This is a genomic window from Pantoea sp. PSNIH1 (assembly GCF_007680655.1).
Taxonomy (GTDB): domain Bacteria; phylum Pseudomonadota; class Gammaproteobacteria; order Enterobacterales; family Enterobacteriaceae; genus Pantoea; species Pantoea eucrina.
Window position 1 is genome coordinate 1,022,657 of record NZ_VEIP01000001.1, and the last position, 19,538, is coordinate 1,042,194.

General features: G+C 55.4%; 22 protein-coding genes. 14 read left to right on the forward strand and 8 right to left on the reverse strand.

The window, feature by feature from the left end; translation table 11 throughout:
- Positions 1-77: 77 nt before the first annotated feature.
- A complete protein-coding gene (gene flgM, locus FS690_RS04780) occupies positions 78-383 on the forward strand; it encodes a flagellar biosynthesis anti-sigma factor FlgM (protein WP_039383785.1) in 306 nt (101 codons plus the stop codon).
- Positions 384-388: 5 nt separating this feature from the next.
- Positions 389-820, forward strand: coding sequence for a flagellar export chaperone FlgN (gene flgN / locus FS690_RS04785; RefSeq protein WP_039383782.1), 432 nt, complete (start codon positions 389-391; stop codon positions 818-820).
- 47 nt (positions 821-867) lie between these two features.
- Here flgN and murJ read toward each other — a convergent pair whose 3' ends face one another.
- The 4 genes from murJ to rimJ all read right to left on the reverse strand — a co-directional run bounded on the left by murJ (position 868) and on the right by rimJ (position 4,694).
- Positions 868-2,406 carry a murein biosynthesis integral membrane protein MurJ gene (murJ, locus tag FS690_RS04790; protein WP_039385797.1) on the reverse strand — a complete coding sequence of 513 codons (1,539 nt, stop codon included), beginning with the start codon at positions 2,404-2,406 and terminating at the stop codon, positions 868-870.
- 119 nt (positions 2,407-2,525) lie between these two features.
- A complete protein-coding gene (locus tag FS690_RS04795) occupies positions 2,526-3,446 on the reverse strand; it encodes a Gfo/Idh/MocA family protein (RefSeq protein ID WP_094111369.1) in 921 nt (306 codons plus the stop codon).
- A 1-nt stretch (position 3,447) separates the two neighbouring features.
- On the reverse strand, positions 3,448-4,083 hold the full coding sequence (locus FS690_RS04800; RefSeq protein WP_094111368.1) for a YceH family protein: 636 nt from the start codon (positions 4,081-4,083) through the stop codon (positions 3,448-3,450).
- A gap of 14 nt (positions 4,084-4,097) precedes the next feature.
- Positions 4,098-4,694 (reverse strand): ribosomal protein S5-alanine N-acetyltransferase, encoded by a 597-nt coding sequence (gene rimJ / locus FS690_RS04805; protein WP_039383776.1) that lies wholly within the window; start codon positions 4,692-4,694, stop codon positions 4,098-4,100.
- Positions 4,695-4,888: 194 nt separating this feature from the next.
- Here rimJ and grxB point away from each other — a divergent pair, with 194 nt between their 5' ends.
- The 9 genes from grxB to FS690_RS04850 all read left to right on the forward strand — a co-directional run bounded on the left by grxB (position 4,889) and on the right by FS690_RS04850 (position 11,303).
- Entirely contained in the window at positions 4,889-5,536 is a 648-nt protein-coding gene (gene grxB, locus FS690_RS04810; protein ID WP_039383774.1) for a glutaredoxin 2, read from the forward strand.
- Positions 5,537-5,644: 108 nt separating this feature from the next.
- Positions 5,645-6,208: a lipoprotein gene (locus tag FS690_RS04815; protein WP_039383772.1), complete on the forward strand. Its 564-nt coding sequence runs from the start codon at positions 5,645-5,647 to the stop codon at positions 6,206-6,208.
- Between the two features lie 147 nt (positions 6,209-6,355).
- Positions 6,356-7,402, forward strand: coding sequence for a dihydroorotase (pyrC, locus tag FS690_RS04820; protein WP_145339143.1), 1,047 nt, complete (start codon positions 6,356-6,358; stop codon positions 7,400-7,402).
- Between the two features lie 68 nt (positions 7,403-7,470).
- Positions 7,471-7,716, forward strand: a complete 246-nt coding sequence (gene dinI, locus FS690_RS04825; protein ID WP_039383767.1) for a DNA damage-inducible protein I — start codon at positions 7,471-7,473, stop codon at positions 7,714-7,716.
- A gap of 142 nt (positions 7,717-7,858) precedes the next feature.
- The gene (locus tag FS690_RS04830) at positions 7,859-8,128 is read left to right on the forward strand and encodes a hypothetical protein (RefSeq protein WP_094111367.1); all 270 of its coding nucleotides are present in this window, start codon (positions 7,859-7,861) and stop codon (positions 8,126-8,128) included.
- Between the two features lie 283 nt (positions 8,129-8,411).
- Positions 8,412-8,666 (forward strand): biofilm formation regulator BssS, encoded by a 255-nt coding sequence (gene bssS / locus FS690_RS04835; protein ID WP_039383762.1) that lies wholly within the window; start codon positions 8,412-8,414, stop codon positions 8,664-8,666.
- A gap of 107 nt (positions 8,667-8,773) precedes the next feature.
- The gene (solA, locus tag FS690_RS04840) at positions 8,774-9,889 is read left to right on the forward strand and encodes an N-methyl-L-tryptophan oxidase (RefSeq protein ID WP_145339144.1); all 1,116 of its coding nucleotides are present in this window, start codon (positions 8,774-8,776) and stop codon (positions 9,887-9,889) included.
- 266 nt (positions 9,890-10,155) lie between these two features.
- Complete coding sequence (locus FS690_RS04845; RefSeq protein WP_071668724.1) at positions 10,156-10,731, forward strand: cytochrome b; 576 nt, start codon at positions 10,156-10,158, stop codon at positions 10,729-10,731.
- The gene (locus FS690_RS04850) at positions 10,728-11,303 is read left to right on the forward strand and encodes a YceI family protein (protein WP_039383760.1); all 576 of its coding nucleotides are present in this window, start codon (positions 10,728-10,730) and stop codon (positions 11,301-11,303) included. The genes FS690_RS04845 and FS690_RS04850 overlap by 4 nt, the downstream gene beginning before the upstream one ends.
- Before the next feature lie 43 nt (positions 11,304-11,346).
- Here the strand turns inward: FS690_RS04850 and FS690_RS04855 are convergent, their stop codons facing one another.
- Positions 11,347-12,402, reverse strand: a complete 1,056-nt coding sequence (locus FS690_RS04855; protein ID WP_039383757.1) for a rhodanese-related sulfurtransferase — start codon at positions 12,400-12,402, stop codon at positions 11,347-11,349.
- A gap of 260 nt (positions 12,403-12,662) precedes the next feature.
- Between FS690_RS04855 and FS690_RS04860 the strand changes: the two genes are divergently transcribed.
- The 3 genes from FS690_RS04860 (at position 12,663) to FS690_RS04870 (ending at position 14,870) form a co-directional block, all read left to right on the forward strand.
- Positions 12,663-13,586 (forward strand): Kdo(2)-lipid IV(A) acyltransferase, encoded by a 924-nt coding sequence (locus FS690_RS04860; RefSeq protein ID WP_145339145.1) that lies wholly within the window; start codon positions 12,663-12,665, stop codon positions 13,584-13,586.
- A gap of 499 nt (positions 13,587-14,085) precedes the next feature.
- The gene (locus FS690_RS04865; RefSeq protein WP_065649626.1) at positions 14,086-14,352 is read left to right on the forward strand and encodes a hypothetical protein; all 267 of its coding nucleotides are present in this window, start codon (positions 14,086-14,088) and stop codon (positions 14,350-14,352) included.
- A gap of 119 nt (positions 14,353-14,471) precedes the next feature.
- Positions 14,472-14,870, forward strand: coding sequence for a MysB family protein (locus FS690_RS04870; RefSeq protein ID WP_071668723.1), 399 nt, complete (start codon positions 14,472-14,474; stop codon positions 14,868-14,870).
- Positions 14,871-14,872: 2 nt separating this feature from the next.
- Here the strand turns inward: FS690_RS04870 and FS690_RS04875 are convergent, their stop codons facing one another.
- The 3 genes from FS690_RS04875 to FS690_RS04885 form a co-directional block, all read right to left on the reverse strand.
- Positions 14,873-15,109, reverse strand: coding sequence for a YceK/YidQ family lipoprotein (locus tag FS690_RS04875; RefSeq protein WP_145339146.1), 237 nt, complete (start codon positions 15,107-15,109; stop codon positions 14,873-14,875).
- 106 nt (positions 15,110-15,215) lie between these two features.
- Positions 15,216-17,768, reverse strand: coding sequence for a glucans biosynthesis glucosyltransferase MdoH (gene mdoH, locus FS690_RS04880; protein WP_145339147.1), 2,553 nt, complete (start codon positions 17,766-17,768; stop codon positions 15,216-15,218).
- The gene (locus FS690_RS04885) at positions 17,761-19,296 is read right to left on the reverse strand and encodes a glucan biosynthesis protein G (protein ID WP_186368979.1); all 1,536 of its coding nucleotides are present in this window, start codon (positions 19,294-19,296) and stop codon (positions 17,761-17,763) included. The genes mdoH and FS690_RS04885 overlap by 8 nt, the downstream gene beginning before the upstream one ends.
- Positions 19,297-19,538: the final 242 nt, after the last annotated feature.

Genomic DNA, 19,538 nt, shown 5'->3' on the forward strand with positions numbered 1-19,538 from the left:
CGATAGAGATAACAGCTAAAATATAACCCTATGCCGATTCAGTGGGCGCATTCCACTGTACTTACAGGAGCCAAGCCATGAACGTCGACAAAACCGAACCGTCAAAACCGGTCAGCACGGTACAACCCCGTGACGCCAGCGACAACGCAGGCAGAATCCGTCAGAACTCCGCGCCGGCCGCCCCTGCCGCCAGCGAAAAGAGTGCCGAAGTCAGTCTGAGCTCAAGTCAGGCACAGCTGCTGGAGCCCAGCAGTCGCGATATTAATACCGCTCGCGTTGAGCAGTTAAAAACCGCCATCCGCAATGGCGATCTGAAAATGGATACCGGCAAAATTGCGGATGCATTAATTGCCGATACCCGGAAATATTTAGAAGGCTACTGATCCCGATGGATAATCTGCTGACCACCCTGGATAAAATGCAGGATGTACTGGCTTCACTGACTCAGATCATTGAGGAAGAGCAGCAGCAGCTCGCAGCCGGTCAGGTTAACGGCAACCTGCTGCAGCGCATTACTGAAGATAAAGCCGCGCTGCTGACAACCTTAAATTATCTGGATGAGATGCGCCATAATACGGAGAAAACGCTCGGTATAGAGGCGCCCTATCGCGGTCAGCAGGATATCGCCCGGCGCTGGGCCACTATCGCGCGCGTCACGCAGCAGCTGCGCGACGCCAATCAGCATAACGGACTGCTACTGCAGCATCAGGTCGCGTTTACCCGCGATGCGCTGCAGGTGCTGAAGCCGCATCAGACCCAGGCATTTTATGGCCCGGACGGACGCGGACTGGGCCAGGCCACGCTGCGCAGCAAAGGCTGACGCCTTAGCCGCGACCAGGGCAGCCGGGCTGCCCTGGCAATGCACACTCAGGCAACGGTGCGGCGGGCAAAATCGCGCGGCCGGAACCCGAGCGCGCCAAGCACCACAAAATAGGCTCCCCCGCCGACGGCACAGACCGCCGCCAGGCGCACCAGCCGCCAGGCCATCTCGCCCTCTTCCCAGGCAGGCATCACCTGCAGCATCCCCAGCAGCGCGGCGGCCATGACCGCAACCGCGATAAACAGGCGTAATAAGAAACCCATCCAGCCTGGCTGTGGCTGAAAAATATCCTGTTTGCGCAGCTGCCAGTAGAGCAGCGCGGCGTTGAGGCAGGCCGCCAGCCCAATCGACAGCGACAGCCCCGCATGTTTCAGCGGACCGATAAACGCCAGATTCATCAGCTGCGTCATAATCAGCGTCACTATCGCTATCTTCACCGGCGTTTTAATATCCTGCCGCGAGTAGAATCCTGGCGCCAGCACCTTGACCACAATCAGCCCCATCAGGCCGACGGAATAGGCGATCAGCGCGCGCTGCGTCATTGCCGCATCAAACGCGGTAAATTTCCCGTACTGAAACAGCGCCACCGTCAGCGGTCCGGCCAGAATGCCCAGCGCCACCGCGCAGGGCAGCGCCAGCAGAAAACAGAGGCGCAATCCCCAGTCCATCAGCCGCGAATACTCAGCCTGGTTGCCGCTGGAGAAGCTCTTCGCCAGCGACGGCAGCAGAATGGTCCCCAGCGCCACGCCCAGCACGCCAGAGGGAAACTCCATCAGGCGGTCAGCGTAGTACATCCAGGAGACGGAACCTGACACCAGAAAGGAGGCGAAAATGGTATTGATGATAAGGGAAATCTGGCTGACCGATACGCCGAGGATCGCCGGTCCCATCTGGCGCATCACGCGCCAGACGCCGGCATCGCGCAGATTAATGCGCGGCAGCACCAGCATACCAATCTTCTTCAGGTGCGGCAGCTGGTAGCCAAGCTGCAGCACGCCGCCTACCACCACCGCCCACGCCAGCGCCATAATTGGCGGATTAAAGTGCGGTGCGGCAAATAGCGCAAAGCCGAGCATGCTGATATTCAGCAGCGTGGGCGCAAACGCCGGAACCGAAAAGCGATTCCAGGTATTGAGGATCGCCCCCGCCAGCGACGCCAGCGAGATCAGCATAATATAGGGGAACGTCACCCGCAGCAGCGCGCTGGTGAGGGCAAATTTATCGGCGGTATCCGCAAAGCCAGGGGCCGTGATCATAATCACCCAGGGCGCGGCGAGCATGCCCAGTACCGTCACCACAGCCAGCGCCAGCGTCAGCAGGCCTGACACATACGCCACAAAGACCTGCGTCGCCTCTTCACCCTGCTTCGCTTTGTACTCCGCCAGAATCGGGACAAACGCCTGCGAGAACGCGCCCTCGGCAAAAATCCGGCGCAGCAGGTTGGGCAGCTTAAACGCTACAAAAAACGCATCCGTCGCCATCCCGGCGCCAAATACGCGCGCCACAATGGCATCGCGGGCAAAGCCCAGCACGCGGGAAAACAGGGTCATCGAACTGACCGCAGCCAGCGATTTTAGCAAATTCATAATGAAGGGTGCGTCCTGAAAAAGTCGGGAAAAAGCGCCATGCAGCACGGGCATCCGCGATGCCCGGCGTTAGTCTACTGAGGTCGCGGCAAATGACCAGTACCGAGTGTTACAAGGCGTTATTCCCGCTCCACCTCGCGGATCAGTTTTTCTGTCAGACGCTGCGCCACCAGCGCCTGCTCGCCGCTGGTTTCAGGCATAGTCTGATTTTCCACGCAGCGGATAAAGTGATGCGCCGCGCCGGTAAAACCGCGCTGCGTCAGATGGCTTTGCCACGCAGGCGGCACCTCACGCAGCAGCCCGCGGCTGTTCTCCTGCTGCCAGTCGCGCATCTCCTCAATCTGGTAGTAGTCTCCGTCGCAGACCGCAGTGACCACCTCCCGCTGCGTGCCGGCGCGCCGGTGCATGCTGGTCGAGACCTGCAGCCCGCCGGCGCTGAAATGGTGCTCTGCGTAGAGCAGTGCGCCTTCATCTGTGGTCCGGATATGGCCATCACCCGGCTGCAGTTTGCCCCCCGCCAGCCACAGGGCGGTATCCACCACGTGCAGATAATCATCCAGCAGCGTAAAGCGCAGCCCCTGCGGACCCACGCTGTCCATGCGATGCTTTTCAATCCGCAGCGAGGCGGCGCGCGGCATTTCCTGCTTCAGCTGCTGATAGCGCGGGGCAAAGCGCCGGTTAAACGCCACCATGAGTTTGCGCTGCCGTTTTTCCGCCAGCGCGACCAGCGCTTCAGCCTGCTGCAGCGTCTCTGCCAACGGCTTATCCACGCAGACATCTTTGCCCGCCAGCAACAGGGCCTGAACCACTTCAAAATGTGAGGCGGTGCTGCTGTGCACGAACACGGCGTCGCAGGCGGCGGCCAGGGCGTCAAGCCGGTCAAAACAGGGAATACGATAGCGGGCGCATACCGCCTCCGCCTTAACCTGATTGGGTGAAAACGCCCCCACCAGCTGCCAGCTTTCTGCCTGCGAGAGTACCGGCAGCCAGGCTTTCTGCGCAATCCCGCCTAAACCGGCAATACCAATTCGCAGCGTCATCTTAATGCTCCTGTGCCAGCAGCTGAGTCAGCTGCATCTGCAGTTCAGCCACCTGCTGCTCCAGCGCGGCAACCCGATCGCTAAGCTCCGCTTCACCGGCGGCGGGAGACGGCGAGCAGGTCGTCTCCTCTGCGGCCAGCAGGTGCCGGTAGCGGCTTTCGCGGCGGCCCGGCTCACGCGCCATTTTTGCCACCAGCGGTCCCTCCTGCCGGCTCATCAGCCCCTCCAGCGTCTGTTCGGTCTCACTGACATCGCTGAACTCATACAGCCTGCCGCTGCGGGTACGCAGCTCGCCTGGCGTTTGCGCCCCGCGCAGCAGCAGCAGGGTCATCACCGCGACTTCGGCGGCGCTGAGCTGCAGCTGACCAAACGCAGAGTTACAGAAGCGCTGCGCATATTTGCTGACTCGCTGGCTGGCGCCGCTGCTGGCGGTGACCAGGTGCTTTTTAACCAGCTCATCCAGCTGCGCCTGCACCTCCTCTTCGCTGAGCGTCATAACCGGCTCGCGGTTCGATTTCTGATTACAGGCGGCTACCACACCGTTCAGCGACAGAGGGTAATATTCAGGCGTAGCGATCTGCTTTTCCAGCAGCGCACCCAGCACGCGTAGCGCCTGGGAAGAGAGCGCGATTTTCATGGATCCGTTTCCTTTTAAAATTGAGTGCGCTTATCCGGCGTCCACGCGTGCCAGGTCAGCGCCGTCAGTACGTGATCCTGCCAGCAGCCATCAATAAGCAGATAGTTTTTTGCATAGCCTTCCTGCTCGAAGCCGAGCCGTGCCAGCAGATCGCCGCTGCGCTGATTGTGCGGCATATAGTTAGCCATAATGCGGTGCATGCGCTGCTGTCGCTGCATATAGCGAATAGCCGACTGCAGCGCTTCAAACATCATGCCCTGCCCCTGCCACTTTTCGCCCAGCGAATAGCCGAGATAGCAGGCGTGAAAGGAGCCACGCAGCACGTTGCTGAAATTTGCCACGCCGCGGATCTCATGTTCATCGGGGTCCATCAGCACAAAATAGAAAGCTGAGCCCTGCTTATGCAGATCGCCAATCAGGCCGAGCCGCGCCTGCCAGCCGGAGGGATAGCAGTGGCTGTCATCGCGCACCGGCTCCCACGGTTTGAGGAACGCGCGGTTTTCTGCGTAATAGTCTGCCAGCCGCCAGGCGTCGCGTTCATGCACCAGACGCACCACCAGACGATCGGTCGTAAGCCGCACGCGCGGGCCTGCAGAGCGATAGCCAAACATCGAATCTCCTGAAATCCTTAGCGAAAGAGAGCGGAACGCCGCTGGCGTTTTCTTCACTATAACCGCCCCACAGGCTGCGACACAACGTTGCTGAACAGGGGCAGGGTTTGCCCCTTCCACGGTTCTCTTCCATACTTCCGGCAGGATCGGAAAAAGGGTGAATCCCTCACCCGGAAAACCACAGGAGAAACGGGATGAAACTTTACATCTACGATCACTGCCCCTTCTGCGTCAAAGCGCGCATGATTTTTGGCTTAAAGAATCTGCCGGTAGAACTGGTGGTTATGCTCAATGATGACGAGGCGACGCCGGTAAAATTAATCGGCCAGAAAATGGCGCCGGTATTGCAAAAAGCGGACGGCAGCGCCATGCCGGAGAGCATGGATATTGTGCATTGGGTAGACAAACAGGATGGCGAACCGCTGCTGACCGGCAGAACCAATCCCGCTATCGCCGACTGGCTGCGCCACGTCAACGGCTATATCAATAAGCTTTTAATCCCGCGTATCGCCGATGCTGCTTTTGCTGAATTTGCCACCCCGGAAGCGCGACGCTATTTTCACGATAAAAAAGAGGCGAGCCTCGGTGATTTCACCGAGCTGCGTAAACATGCGCCTGGCCTGATCAAGAAGATCAGTGACGATCTGCGCCAGCTGGATCGGCTGATTGTGAAGCCTAACGCCGTTAACGGCGAGCTGTCCGAGGATGATATCAACCTCTTCCCGCTGCTGCGCTCACTGACGCTGGTGTCCGGCATCGACTGGCCAAGCCGCGTCACCGATTACCGCGATAACATGGCGAAACAGACGCAGGTTAATCTGCTCTCTTCTATCGCCGCCTGAATGTTAAACCGGGAGGAACCCGTTCGCGGGTTTCTCATCTTATCTGATGACACCTTGCGCCGATTCAGGCAGGCTTAGCGCTGTTTGCCACACCGGAACGAGGATGCAATGAAAAAGAAATTTTATGGGATCGCGGCGCTGTTCGGCATGCTGCTGCTCAGCGGCTGTAATCAGTTGACGCAATACACCATCACGGAACAGGAAGTGAACCAGGCGCTGCAAAAGCGCAACAATTTTGAAAAAGAGATCGGCGTATCCGGCCTTATCAATGCGCATATCGTACTCAGCGATCTCAGCAGTGAAATCGGACGTGAAGAACCTGACCGCGTCACCCTCTCCGGTAAAGCGAAAATTGATGTCACCTCACTGTTTGGTCCGCAGCAGGCTGAGATGCTGCTGAAAATGAAGGCACAGCCGGTTTATAACGCGCAGGAAGGCGCTATCTATCTGCACAACCTGTCGATTGTTGATGCGCAGGTCGTACCGGAAAAAATGGCGTCGATTGTGAAAACGCTGACCCCCTATCTCAATCAGTCCCTGCAGCACTATTTCAATGAACGGCCCGCCTACCTGCTGAGCGCTGACCGCAGTAAAGGCGAAGCGCTGGCGAAAAAGCTGGCGAAAGGACTGGAAGTCAAACCGGGTCAGCTGGTGATCCCTTTCACCGACTGATACCGTCCCGTGCGGCCAGCGTTTATCTGGCCGCACGGGTCATCGCTTTCCGGCGATAAAAAGCCGTGCAAACGGTTGCCTGCCCGCTTAAGATATCGCCCCGGCCTGAATGCGCCATTCTGTTTTCACTTAAGCCGGAGCCTGACCATGACCTCTCAACCTCAGCACATCACCATTCGCCGCCCTGATGACTGGCATATCCACCTGCGCGACGGCGTGATGCTTGAAAGCGTACTGCCCTATACCAGCGCCGTGAATGGCCGGGCGATTGTCATGCCAAATCTGGTGCCGCCGGTCACCAGCGTGGCGGCGGCCCGTGAGTATCGCGCGCGCATTCTTGCCGCCCTGCCCGCTGCGCACAATTTTACGCCGCTGATGACCTGCTATCTGACCGATTCACTCGAACCCGATGAGATTGAAGCGGGGTTTCGCGCGGGCGTATTCACCGCTGCCAAGCTCTATCCGGCACACGCTACCACTAACTCAAGCCACGGCGTAACAAACACCTCGGCGATTGCTGCGGTGCTGGATCGCATGCAGCAGATTGGTATGCCGATGCTGGTGCATGGTGAAGTCACTGATTCCCACATTGATATTTTTGATCGCGAAGCGCGCTTTATTGAGACCGTACTGCATCCGCTGCGCCAGCAGTTTCCCGGCCTGAAAGTAGTCATGGAGCACATCACCACAAAAGAGGCCGCTGACTATGTGGCTGAGGGCAACGCGCTGCTGGGCGCAACCATCACGCCGCAGCATCTGATGTTTAACCGTAACCATATGCTGGTGGGCGGGATCCGTCCTCATCTTTATTGCCTGCCTGTTCTGAAGCGCAACACACATCAGCAGGCGCTGCGTCAGCTGGTAGCCAGCGGCCATCCGCGCGTTTTCCTTGGCACCGATACTGCGCCCCACCTGCGTCATGCCAAAGAAGCAAGCTGCGGCTGTGCGGGCGTCTTCAACGCGCCGACCTCTCTGCCTGCCTACCTTACCGTGTTTGAAGAGCTTAACGCCCTGCAGCACTTTGAAGCGTTCTGCTCAGAAAACGGTCCGAATTTTTACGGCCTGCCGCTTAACGAGGGAACGCTGACGCTGGTCCGCGACCCCTGGCAGGTGGCTGAAAGCGTCACCGCAGGCGACGATACGCTGGTGCCATTTCTTGCCGGCGAAACGCTGAACTGGCGCATTAAAGAATAAGCGATAACTGCTTGCCTTCGGCATTAATATACTGTACAAATAACCAGTATATTAAACCGGAGGCGTCTATGCGTATCGATATTACCGTAGCGAAAAACCGCCCGCTGCCCGCAGGTGCACTCGATGCGCTTAGCGCGGAGCTTTCCCGTCGTATTGCACACGATTTTCCTGAAGGCGAGCACCACGTTAATGTGCGCTATGCCACCGGGAATCAGCTGAGCGTGACCGGCGGCTGTAAAACTTCACGCGACCGCATTACCGATCTCCTGCAGGAAACCTGGGAAAGCGCCGACGACTGGTTTACTCACGATTAACCGCCAATGTGCCGTTTTTGCCGGGTTTCGCCCCGGCTTTTTTTGTTTCATTTCCCCTCGCCAGAAAAACAGCCGCCATCTAGACTCAGGTTTATCGATCCCCTATTCTTGCCTCGCCATGCTTACAGGAGGTGTTTGACAGATGATCACAGATAAACCCGAAGAGGCGATGACCTTTGGTGAACTGCTGGCGCTCATTGCCGAGCAGCAGCGCCGTTTAACCGTCCTTGAAACTGCCTTTACCAGTCTGACGCTTTCGCTCGATGCGCCCGCAGTCCAGCTGCTTGCCCATAACCTGACGCAGGAAGCGCAGAACCAGCAGCACGATGCCTCGCTGCAGCAGCAATTTTTCCGCCTGGCGAAGACGCTCCGGCAGCGCACAGATCCGCTCTCTGCTGAAGCGCAGCCCTGATATTCCGCGACTGAGTCCGGCATGTTCCGCTGAAGTTTCTGTCGCTTTCGCCGATAAAACAGGTAATGTTGCCGGGCTGGTTACGTCTGTAGCAGGAAACCAGCCCGTCATCTTCCGGCGCTTTTACAGCATTTTCTGGTGCATTTCGCAGTCATATAGCCGCATTTCATCACTATTGACCTGTCTGACCGCTATTTCATGTTATAATTAGCTCGCTAGTGCATGTAGCAGCCGCATTGAACCTCAAGAAGCACTTCGTTTAACGAGTAATAAGGAGGTTATAATGGACAGTAATAAAGACGTCATCCAGACTCATCCCCTGATTGGATGGGACATCAGCACCGTTGACAGCTATGACGCCATGATGATACGCCTGCACTCGCTCTCCTCGCAGGATCAAAAAGAAGAAGAAGCTGACGTCGGTTTGACCTACTGGTTAACCACTGACGTTGCCAGACAGTTTATCTCTATACTGGAAGCTGGCATTGCTAAAATAGAATCTACTGAGCAAAACCTGCGCGATAGTCGCAAGCACTGATCGTTCCTGTTGCGCGAAAAAGGCACCCATCGGGTGCCTTTTTCATATCGCTCCCGCTTTTGGTATGCTGTTGAAAAATTTCGCCGTTTTGCAGGAGTGTTCATGTCATGGTTTACGATCTGATTATCGTGGGCAGTGGGTCAGTCGGGGCCGCTGCGGGTTTCTACGCTACGCAGGCTGGCTTATCGGTGCTAATGATCGACAGCGCGCATCCCCCGCATCAGCAGGGAACACATCACGGCGAGACCCGCCTGATTCGCCACGCCTATGGTGAAGGAGAGCGTTATGTGCCGCTGGTACTGCGCGCCCAGTCACTGTGGGATGCGCTGGAGCAGCAGAGCGGCGAGCGTATCATGCATCGCAGCGGCATTCTCAACCTGGCACCCGCTCATTCGCCATTCATTGAGAACGTTATTCACAGTGCGAAAACCTGGCAGCTGGATGTCCAGCTACTGCAGGCGGATGAGGTGCGACAGCGCTGGCCGCAGTTTACCGTGCCGGATGGCTACATCGGCGTCTTTGAGCCGAAGTCGGGCTATCTGAAATGTGAAGAGGCGGTGCGCAGCTGGATAAAACTGGCTGAACAGGCTGGCTGTGCACAGCTGTTTAATTGCCCGGTCAGCGATATCGGTCGCGACGGCGAGCTGCAGCAGGTCACCACGCTGGATGGGATCTATCGTGCGCGCAAGCTGCTGGTCAGCGCCGGTACCTGGGTCAGCGAGCTAATAGCCGATCTGCCGGTTACGCCAGTGCGTAAAGTGTTTGCCTGGTATCAGGCTGACGGCCGCTACAGTGAAAACAATCACTTTCCCGGTTTTACCGTAGAGACGCCAGACGGCAGTCACTTTTACGGGTTTCCGGCAGATAATAACGCCCTTAAAGTGGGCCGGCACGATGGTGGTCAGGTCATGCAGACCCCGCAGGATCGCAAACCTTTTGGTGCTGTGGCCTCAGATGGCAGCGAAGCGTTTCGCTTTTTGCGGCAGTTCCTGCCCGGCGTCGGCGTCTGTTTACACGGCGAGGCGTGCAGCTATGACAATACCCCTGATGAAGATTTTATTATCGATACCCTGCCGGATGAAGCCAACCGCTTAATCATTACCGGCCTTAGCGGTCACGGTTTTAAATTTGCCAGCGTTCTGGGCGAGCTTGCCAGCGAATTTGCTCAGGATAAACCTTTCAGTTTCGATCTTACGCCCTTTTCTTTACGGCGATTTTCCTGATACTCAGGCTGGCAGCACCGCAGCTGCCAGCCCTCCCATTTACATTTGTTTACGCCCGACACTCAATAATGCCTCATCCTGTGTAGTAATTATATTTATTACCTTAAAATGCCCTGCTTTCAGTCAATATTACTGAAGCAGTAGCGCGCCGCTATTTTAAAATTTTGACAACGATCCGCTTTTTTATAGAAAAGTAAGGCTCATTGCTTTTAGTTAATGAATTAAGGATGCTTGCAGCACTTATTTCATGGACAGGAATAAAGGCTATGTGGCGCAACACTGCAGATCGATTCGGCCTGCTCTCAATTATTATCCACTGGAGCATGGCGGTTGCCCTCTATGCGATGTTTGCCCTGGGATTATGGATGACAGGCCTGGGCTATTATGACAGCTGGTATCATACTGCACCGGACATTCATAAAAGCGTCGGGACAATACTGTTTATTCTGCTGTTGCTGCGCCTGCTCTGGCGCTGGCACTCCCCTGTACCCGCCCCGCTCGCCAGCTATTCTGCCACGGTGCGCCGTACCGCCCGGGGTGTGCATGCCCTGCTTTATCTGCTTTTCCTCCTGCTGCTCGTTAGCGGCTATCTGATTTCTACCGCTGACGGTAAACCGGTCTCTGTATTTGGCTGGTTTAACCTGCCGGTAGTCGTTGCTGGCGGACCACAGCAGGCGGACCTGGCAGGCACGCTGCATTTGTGGCTGGCCTGGAGCCTGGTTCTGCTTTCAGCGCTGCATGCGCTGGGGGCGGTTAAACATCATATTATCGATCGGGACGCGACGCTCAGGCGCATGCTCGGTTTACGCTCACGTTCACTCTCTCAAAAGGATGTATCATGATCAGAAAAACGCTTCTGGCCGTCAGTGCCGCCGCGCTGTTTGCCACCAGCCTTAATGCCAGCGCCGCAGAGTATAAAATTGATAAAGAGGGGCAGCACGCATTTGTACAGTTTCGTATTCAGCACCTCGGCTATAGCTGGTTATATGGCACATTCAAAGATTTTGACGGCGGATTCACCTTTGACGATGCTAATCCGGCAGCCGATAAAGTGAATGTCACCATTAATACCGGAAGTCTGGATACCAATCATGCTGAGCGCGACAAACACCTGCGCAGCGCAGATTTCCTTAATACCAGCAAATATCCTCAGGCAACGTTTACCTCAACAGAGGTTAAAAAAGAGGGAGAGCGTTATAAAGTCACCGGCAATCTGACGCTGAACGGCGTAACAAAACCCATTACGCTGGATGCGCGCCTGATGGGTGAAGGTAAAGATCCGTGGGGCGGTTACCGGGCAGGTTTTGAAGCCAGCGGCGAGGTCGTTCTGAAAGAGTTTAATATCAGCAAGGATCTGGGCCCTGCCTCTCAAAAGGCTGAGCTGATTATCTCTGTAGAGGGAGTACGTCAGTAAGCGGCAAGCCGCCTGAGATCACTTCCTCAGGCGGCACCCGTCATTATGACTTATCGGGCGCGGGAATGGTCATCGTCATATTCAGCAGACCACGCGATTTGTTAAACACCTTATTGCCGTTTTCGCGTCCGGCACGACGTGCGCGCTGCTCTTCAGGCGACAGTTTTGCCTCTTCCATGCAGATTGGGCTGCAGCAGTTCTGATATTTTTCAGCGCAGGCGGGACACTGAATAAACAGCAGATGGCAACCGTCATTAACACAGTTAGTATGGCTGTCGCATGGCGTACCGCACTGATGGCAGCTGGAGAGAATATCATCAGAAATACGCTCGCCCATACGCTCATCAAAGACAAAATTTTTGCCTTTGAAACGCACCGGTAATCCCTGCTCGCGCGCGCGGCGCGTATATTCAATAATGCCGCCTTCAATGTGATAAACATCATCAAAGCCGTTATGCTTCATCCAGGCGCTCGCTTTTTCGCAGCGAATACCGCCGGTGCAGTACATCACAATTTTTTTATCTTTCTTATCCTGCAGCATATCGACTGCCATGGGCAGCTGATCGCGGAAGGTATCCGCAGGCACTTCCAGCGCATTATCAAAATGGCCCACTTCAAACTCATAGTGGTTACGCATGTCGACAAATACGGCATCAGGATCGTCCAGCATCGCATTAACGTCTGCTGCCTTCAGGTAGCTGCCCACATCGCTGGCGTCAAAACTGCCATCGTCGATGCCATCGGCAACAATACGGTCGCGCACTTTCAGGCGCAGCACCCAGAATGATTTACCGTCATCGTCCAGCGCAATATTCATGCGCAGATTATTCAGCGCCGGATCAAAAGCGTACAGCATCGCTTTCATCGCTTCATATTTCCCGGCCGGCACGCTGATCTGCGCGTTAATCCCTTCCCGGGCCACATAGACACGACCAAATACGCTAAGCTGCGTCAGCGCAATATAGAGGCGATCGCGGAACGCTTTGGGATCGGCAATCTGGAAATATTTATAAAAAGAGACTGTCGTACGCGGCTCTGTTTCCGCCAGCATGCGATCTTTCAGCTCTTTATTGGAAACGAGGTTATGTAACACTGGCATGGTGAACACCTGTTAGCAATGAGAGAATTTCAGGGCGCACATGATACCTGAATTCACAGCTGTGCCTAGCCCCCGAACCGAATTGGTGGTGATATACGCGTGCCGATTTTCTGCGCTGTTCGTCTGTTAATGCGGCAAACACCAGCCTGACGGGTGTTGTGAACGCGGTGTGATTACAGTTAACGACAAAAAATGGCATAATTGCGTTAAATAACAGAAACCGGACTCTCTGGTACAGAACGCAGGATACTGATTCTTCCATGACCCAACTTCCGCAATTTACCCGTGAACTGCTTCATCCGCGCTACTGGCTCACCTGGCTGGGCATTGGATTTTTATACGTGCTGGTTTTACTTCCCTACCCGCTTCTGTATGCATTTGGTTGCGGCCTGGGGCGTATTGCCATGCGTTTTATGAAGCGCCGCACAGAGGTTGCGCGACGCAATCTGGAGCTCTGCTTTCCTGATATGCCCGTCAGCGACCGCGAGGCGATGGTTAAACACAACTTTGAATCAGTCGGAATGGGACTGATTGAAACCGGCATGGCCTGGTTCTGGCCCGACTGGCGTATCCGTAAATGGGTTAAGCCGGAAGGACTGGAGAATGTGAGTCAGGCGCTGGCAGAAAAGCGCGGAATTCTGCTGATCGGTATGCATTTTCTGACGCTTGAGCTGGGCGCTCGCGTTTTCGGCATGTACAACCCGGGTATTGGTGTGTATCGCCCGAACGATAACAGACTGCTCGACTGGCTGCAGACCTGGGGCCGGATGCGCTCAAATAAAAGTATGCTGGATCGCAAAGATCTCAAAGGCATGATCCGGGCACTGAAGAGTAATGACATCATCTGGTACGCGCCGGATCACGACTACGGCCCGCGCAGCAGCGTGTTTGCCCCTTTCTTTGCCGTTAAGGAAGCAGCCACCACAACCGGAACCCATATGCTGATTCGGCTGGCTAATCCCAGCGTGGTGCCTTTCCTGGCACGTCGTCTGCCGGACGGACGCGGCTACGAGCTGAAACTGATGCCGGATATTCGCCATCAGTTCTCACTGGAGAGTGAGCTTGATACGGCAACGGTGATGAACCGCGTTGTTGAAGAGACGGTGTTACTCGCGCCTGAGCAATATATGTGGCTGCACCGCCGCTTTAAAACCCGTCCGGAAGGCCAGCCGTCGCGCTACTGATGCAGCACAGCGTTCAGGCTATCAGCGATATCTGATAGCCTGAACCGCACCTGATATGTCCATCAGATCCAGCATTATTTCTGGTTTCGTCTGAAAATCATTAGCTCCGGTAACAGGTTATGTTACCGGATTTGCCTGCACAGGCGCTCTGCAGCAGGCAATCAGCCGTCTGACACCGGCTTTCTGGGCCACACTTATCAATTAAAAGAGTGCAATCTGGTCCTGATCATCTATAATTCCAGGCCTAATCCTATTTATTTTTTTCAAAATCGTTTGACTTACTTATCAATGCAGAAAAATTGACTTATTTTACAATGCGTTGTCGATAAAACAGGCTGCTTATTCCATATTGTCATTTTAAAAATTTTTTTAATTACTTTATTACACTGGTTCACTCTGCTGATTCCGGTTAATTTCAGTTGCAACAGTTAACCAATTAACTGTTCTCAGAAAAATAAAAAAGATTACACACAGCAAATCTCATGCAGGACAAAATAATATGAACAAAGGTCATTATTATTACGTTACGATCGGTACCGATCAGGAAGGCTATCACCTGCTGCATCGTAAAGAGTGCAAACGGATGCCGCTTAAAGAAGATATGGTGTTTATTGGCACCCTCTATAACCTGAATCAGGCGCTGGCTACCGCGCGTATTAACTTCAAAAAAGTAAAGCCGTGTATCAAATGCTGTATTCGCTACTCTGCACCGGTAATGCGCGAAACTGTCCGTCCGGTTCTGCACTTTCCGCAAAAAATGCTCTGATGCGTATGGGCGGGTGATTTTTTCCTCACCCGCCCGTACTGCTCGCCTGCCCGCCTGCGTTCTGCAAATTTTCGTCTATCCTTCTGTAAAATCCCCTTTTTACAGTCAAGGAGTCATCAATGGATCTGTTCAGCACCTTAGAAGAAGCAATTGAAGCCGCACGTGAAGAGTTTATGACCAGCCAGCAGGGCGTATCCGAAGAGGATGTCAACGTCAGCCAGTTTGGCCTGCAAAAATATGTCATGCAGGATGGCGACATCATGTGGCAGGCGGAGTTCTTTGCCAGTGAAGATGAACAGGGTGATTGCCTGCCGCTGCTTAGCGGTGAGGCGGCGCAGGCGGTATTTGACGGCGATTTCGACGAAATTGAGATGCGTCAGGAGTGGCAGTCTGAAAATACCCTGCACGAATGGGATGATGGCGAATTTCAGCTGGCGCCACAGCGCGATCTTGAGGAGGGTGAAGTGGCTGCTGAAGAGTGGGAAGATGACAACACGGATTCAGATAATCTGGCGTAATCTCACTCATAAGGCCCATGCTGCGCGTCAACCGGCAGCAGCAGCGTGTCCACTATCAGCGACAGCGGCAGATCGAGGATGGTGACGATGCGCCACGGGCCGTCGCGCACATCCCACCGTACGCCGGGATAATAGTGGTTACCGTGCCCCTGTCCGGGCACGGTACGGCTGATAATGCTGCCGCACCCGCTCAGCATCAGCACACTGCCTGCCAGTATGACCGCCAGAACGCTTTTCACATCGCTTATCCTCACTGATTGACCTGCTACTATACCTGCCCTGCCCGGCTTTAGCAGCGGCAATAAAAAAGCGGCATCGCTGCCGCTTTTACTGTTTTACTGCTGCTCAGGCACGCGGTGGCAGTGCCTGCGGATTCAGCGTCAGCTTCTGATAGCTCTCCAGCCACTGATGATACTTATCCGCGTTTTCCCACAGCCGGGTATGCACGCGCGCCAGAACCACAGGATCGCTGATCAGCTGCAGACGCTGTTCGCGATTCAGTTTTTCCGGTGCATCGCTCAGCGCCTGATCGACATGCCGGTCACGGGCGTGATCCAGCAGCGTGCTCTGTTTATGACGCGACGTAGCCAGTGCGGTTGCCAGCGCATTGAACGCCGGGTTAAACAGCGCATGCATAAAGCCATGCTTCAGCGCCCGCTCGCGGTTGATCTGCAGATAGTGATCTGTATCAACCAGCTCTTTTGGCGGCTCATACTCTTCCGGGATCAGGAACAGTTTCGCCCGCCGGCTTTTCAGACCCACGGTCGCGCGGCTCGACACCACCGACACAAACGGCGACAGGATCAGCGAGAAGACAATTGGTGCCAGCCACCACAGGAAGTTGAGGTCCAGCACGCCCATGCCCACGGCCCAGACGATGCCAAGCAGCATCTGCGAACCGTGACGGCGGAACGCTTCGCTCCATGGAGTGGCATCATCATCACGCTGCGGTGAATTCCAGACCACCTCCCAGCCGAGGAAGGCGCTGACCACAAACACGGTGTGGAACAGCATGCGCACCGGCGCCAGCAGCACCGAGAACAGCATCTCCAGCATCAGCGAGATGAACAGACGCAGCGCGCCGCCATAAGCCTTAGCCCCTTTGCACCAAATCAGCACCACGCTCAGCAGCTTCGGCAGGAACAGCAGCACCAGCGTGGTGGAAAAGAGCGCAATAGCCAGATCGGGACGCCACTGCGGCCAGACCGGGAAGAGCTGACGCGGCTGCAGGAAGTAGGTCGGCTCCATCAGGGTATGGACCACCTGCAACGCCGTGGAAAGCGCAAGGAACATAAACCAGAGCGGCGCCGAGAGATAGGACATAACGCCGGTCAGGAAGACGGCACGGTGCACCGGATGCATCCCTTTTACCAGGAACAGGCGGAAGTTCATCAGGTTACCGTGACACCAGCGACGGTCGCGCTTCAGCTCATCCAGCAGGTTAGGCGGCAGCTCTTCATAAGAACCTGGCAGATCGTAAGCGATCCAGACTCCCCAGCCGGCGCGGCGCATCAGCGCAGCTTCAACAAAGTCGTGCGACAGAATTGAACCGGCAAATGAGCCTTCACCCGGCAGCGGCGCCAGCGCACAGTGCTCAATAAAGGGCTGTACGCGAATAATGGCGTTGTGTCCCCAGTAGTGCGACTCGCCCAGCTGCCAGAAGTGCAGCCCTGCGGTAAACAGCGGCCCGTAAACGCGGGTGGCAAACTGCTGGCAGCGCGCATAAAGCGTATCCATACCGGAGGCTTTTGGCGAAGACTGGATAATCCCGGCATTCGGGTTCGCTTCCATCATGCGTACCAGACCGGTCAGGCACTCACCGCTCATCACGCTGTCAGCATCCAGCACCACCATGTAGCTGTAGTTGCTGCCCCAGCGGCGACAGAAGTCATCGATGTTACCGCTTTTACGCTTCACGCGGCGACGGCGGCGACGGTAAAAAATCTTGCCCGCTCCGCCCACGTCGCGTACCAGCTCCATCCACGCTTTTTGCTCGGCAATCGCGATATCCGCATCGTAGCTGTCGCTGAGAATATAGACATCAAAATGCTCACCATTTCCGGTGCGCTTTACCGACTCCCAGGTGGCGCGCAGTCCGGCAAAAACACGCTCCACATCTTCGTTACAGATGGGCATGATCAGCGCGGTGCGGTGCTCCGGATTCAGCGGCTCATCACCCGTGGTTGAGTAAGAGATACTGTATTTATCGCGCCCAATCAGCAGCTGCAGGAAACCCATCAGCGCCGTCCAGAAGCCCGCCGATACCCAGCAGAACAGAATGGCGAACAGGAACAGAATGCCGGTCTGCAGAATATAAGGCAGGATCAGCTTTACCGACTCGATCCAGTTCTGCTGAAACAGCCCGACAGGATCGAGCAGCGTCCAGCCCTGATAAGGCAGAATGGTTTTCATATACCAGGTCGCGACCACGGTCTGCGCGATGGTCAGAATCAGCAGCGTATAGCGGCGCATTGAACCGACATGACGCCACTTATCCTCCGCGCGCTGCTCCTCTGCCGTTGCATAACGCGGATGCACTTTCTGCCCGCGCAGCGAGTTCCAGGCACGCGCCAGCGGATTGGTACGCCAGGCTTCCGGGAACATCAGCGAGCGTTTAACCGGCGGCATCGCTTTTAACGTCGTGCGATCGAGATAATCTTTACTGAACTGCTGGCCATCCGCTATCGCATCCGGCCACGTCATCGCTATACGTGATGAGACGGATTTCAGCGGCGCATCGTCAGGCCGATCGCTGGCTGCGTTATCCTGCCCCAGCACCGTATGGATGGCGTGGAAGGCGGGCGCATTTTGCAGCGATGTGCTGAGCCGCGCGCGACCTGCCGCATCAAGCGGCAGCGCCTCCACGTAAGATTGAGGTAAAAAAGTCGATTTATTCATTGGCAGGTAACTGATAGCTCCAGGTTTCCGTCAATGTCTTGTCACCGCTTACCAGCGCGGCGCGCATTTCGGTTGATTGCTTGCTGTCTTTCACGCGCAGACGCAGCACCAGACGCCAGCCTTTGGTCACCGGATTGTAGCGTACGCTCTGCTCAACCACTTCAGCGTTATCGCCAACGCTGACCTGCGGTGCTACCTGCGTATCCTCCGGCAGCATGCTCATCGCTTTACCGGTGAAGTCGAGGGTAAAGGCGACAGAACCGTCAGGCTGGCGGACCAGATTAGACTGTTTCACATCACCCGCAGAACGCAGAGTATCTTTGACCCAGGCAACATCATCCTGATGCAGCTGATTCTCATCGCGGGTGAAGTGCAGACGATAGTTGAAATTCATCTCTTTGCCCGCGTCAGGCAGTTTTTCCGGCGTCCAGAAGGCGACAATGTTGTCATTGGTCTCATCCGCAGTCGGGATCTCAACCAGCTCAACGCGCCCTTTACCCCAGTCACCCTGCGGCTCAACCCAGGCGCTTGGACGCTTATCATAGCGATCGTCCAGATCCTGATAGTGGCTGAAGTCGCGTCCGCGCTGCAGCAGGCCAAAACCTTTCGGGTTTTCAATCGTAAAGGTGCTGACCGCCAGATGGCGTGGATTGTTCAGCGGGCGCCAGATCCATTCACCGTTACCGGCGTGAATCGAGAGGCCGTTGGAGTCGTGCAGCTCCTGACGGAAGTTGCTGACCGGCGAAGGCTGATTAGCACCAAACAGGAACATACTGGTCAGCGGTGCCACGCCCAGTTTACCCACGTTATCACGCAGATAGACTTTAGACTGCACATCCACCACCGAGGCTTTACCTGGCTTCAGCACAAAGCGGTAGGCTCCCGCAGCGCGAGGTGAATCAAGCAGCGCGTAAATAACCAGCTGCTTCGCCTGAGGTTTCGGGCGCTCGATCCAGAACTCTTTGAAGCGCGGGAACTCTTCACCAGAGGGCAGCGCGGTGTCAATTGCCAGACCGCGCGCGGAAAGACCATAGACCTGGTCTTCCCCGATTACGCGGAAGTAGCTGGCACCAAGGAAGCTGCTGATCTCATCCTGCTTGCCTTTGTTATTCAGCGGATAGAGCACTTTGAATCCGGCAAAACCGAGATTTTTTACCGCATCAGCGTCATGTTTGACGTTGCCGAAATTGAAATAAGCCGGATCGTATTTAATTTCACGCACCGATGAGGCGGTGACTTCATTAATCTTTACCGGCGTGTCGAAGTACATCCCCTGATGGTAAAACTCGAGCTTAAACGGCGTGCGCAGCTTGCCCCAGTATGCTTTGTCGTGGTTAAACTGGATCTGCTGATAATCCGCAAATTTCATTTCACGAAATTGAGAGGGTAAATTACTTTTTGGCGCTTCGAAACCTTTTCCTGCCAGTGCCTTAGCCTGTTTTGCCACATCATCAATGTTAAACGCCCAGCTATTATTTGCGTACAGCGCCAGCAGTACTGCTGCGCTGGTCCAGCGCATCTTCACCAGCCCGCTATTATTTTTCACTTTATTTAGCACATCCCCCCCTTTCGTGTGCTCAGATCAAACCCACTCATCTTAATGGATTATTCGGTTTTCCGACAGCTTATGTAAAACATTGTTCCGCGCAGCGCCAAGCCTCCAGAGCACTTTTCGGAATATTAAACCCGGCGGTTTAAGAAACAGAATCAACTGATAGTATAGGCTGTTAACCGGCAACAGAATGTTCTGCTGCACGATCTGGTTTCAGG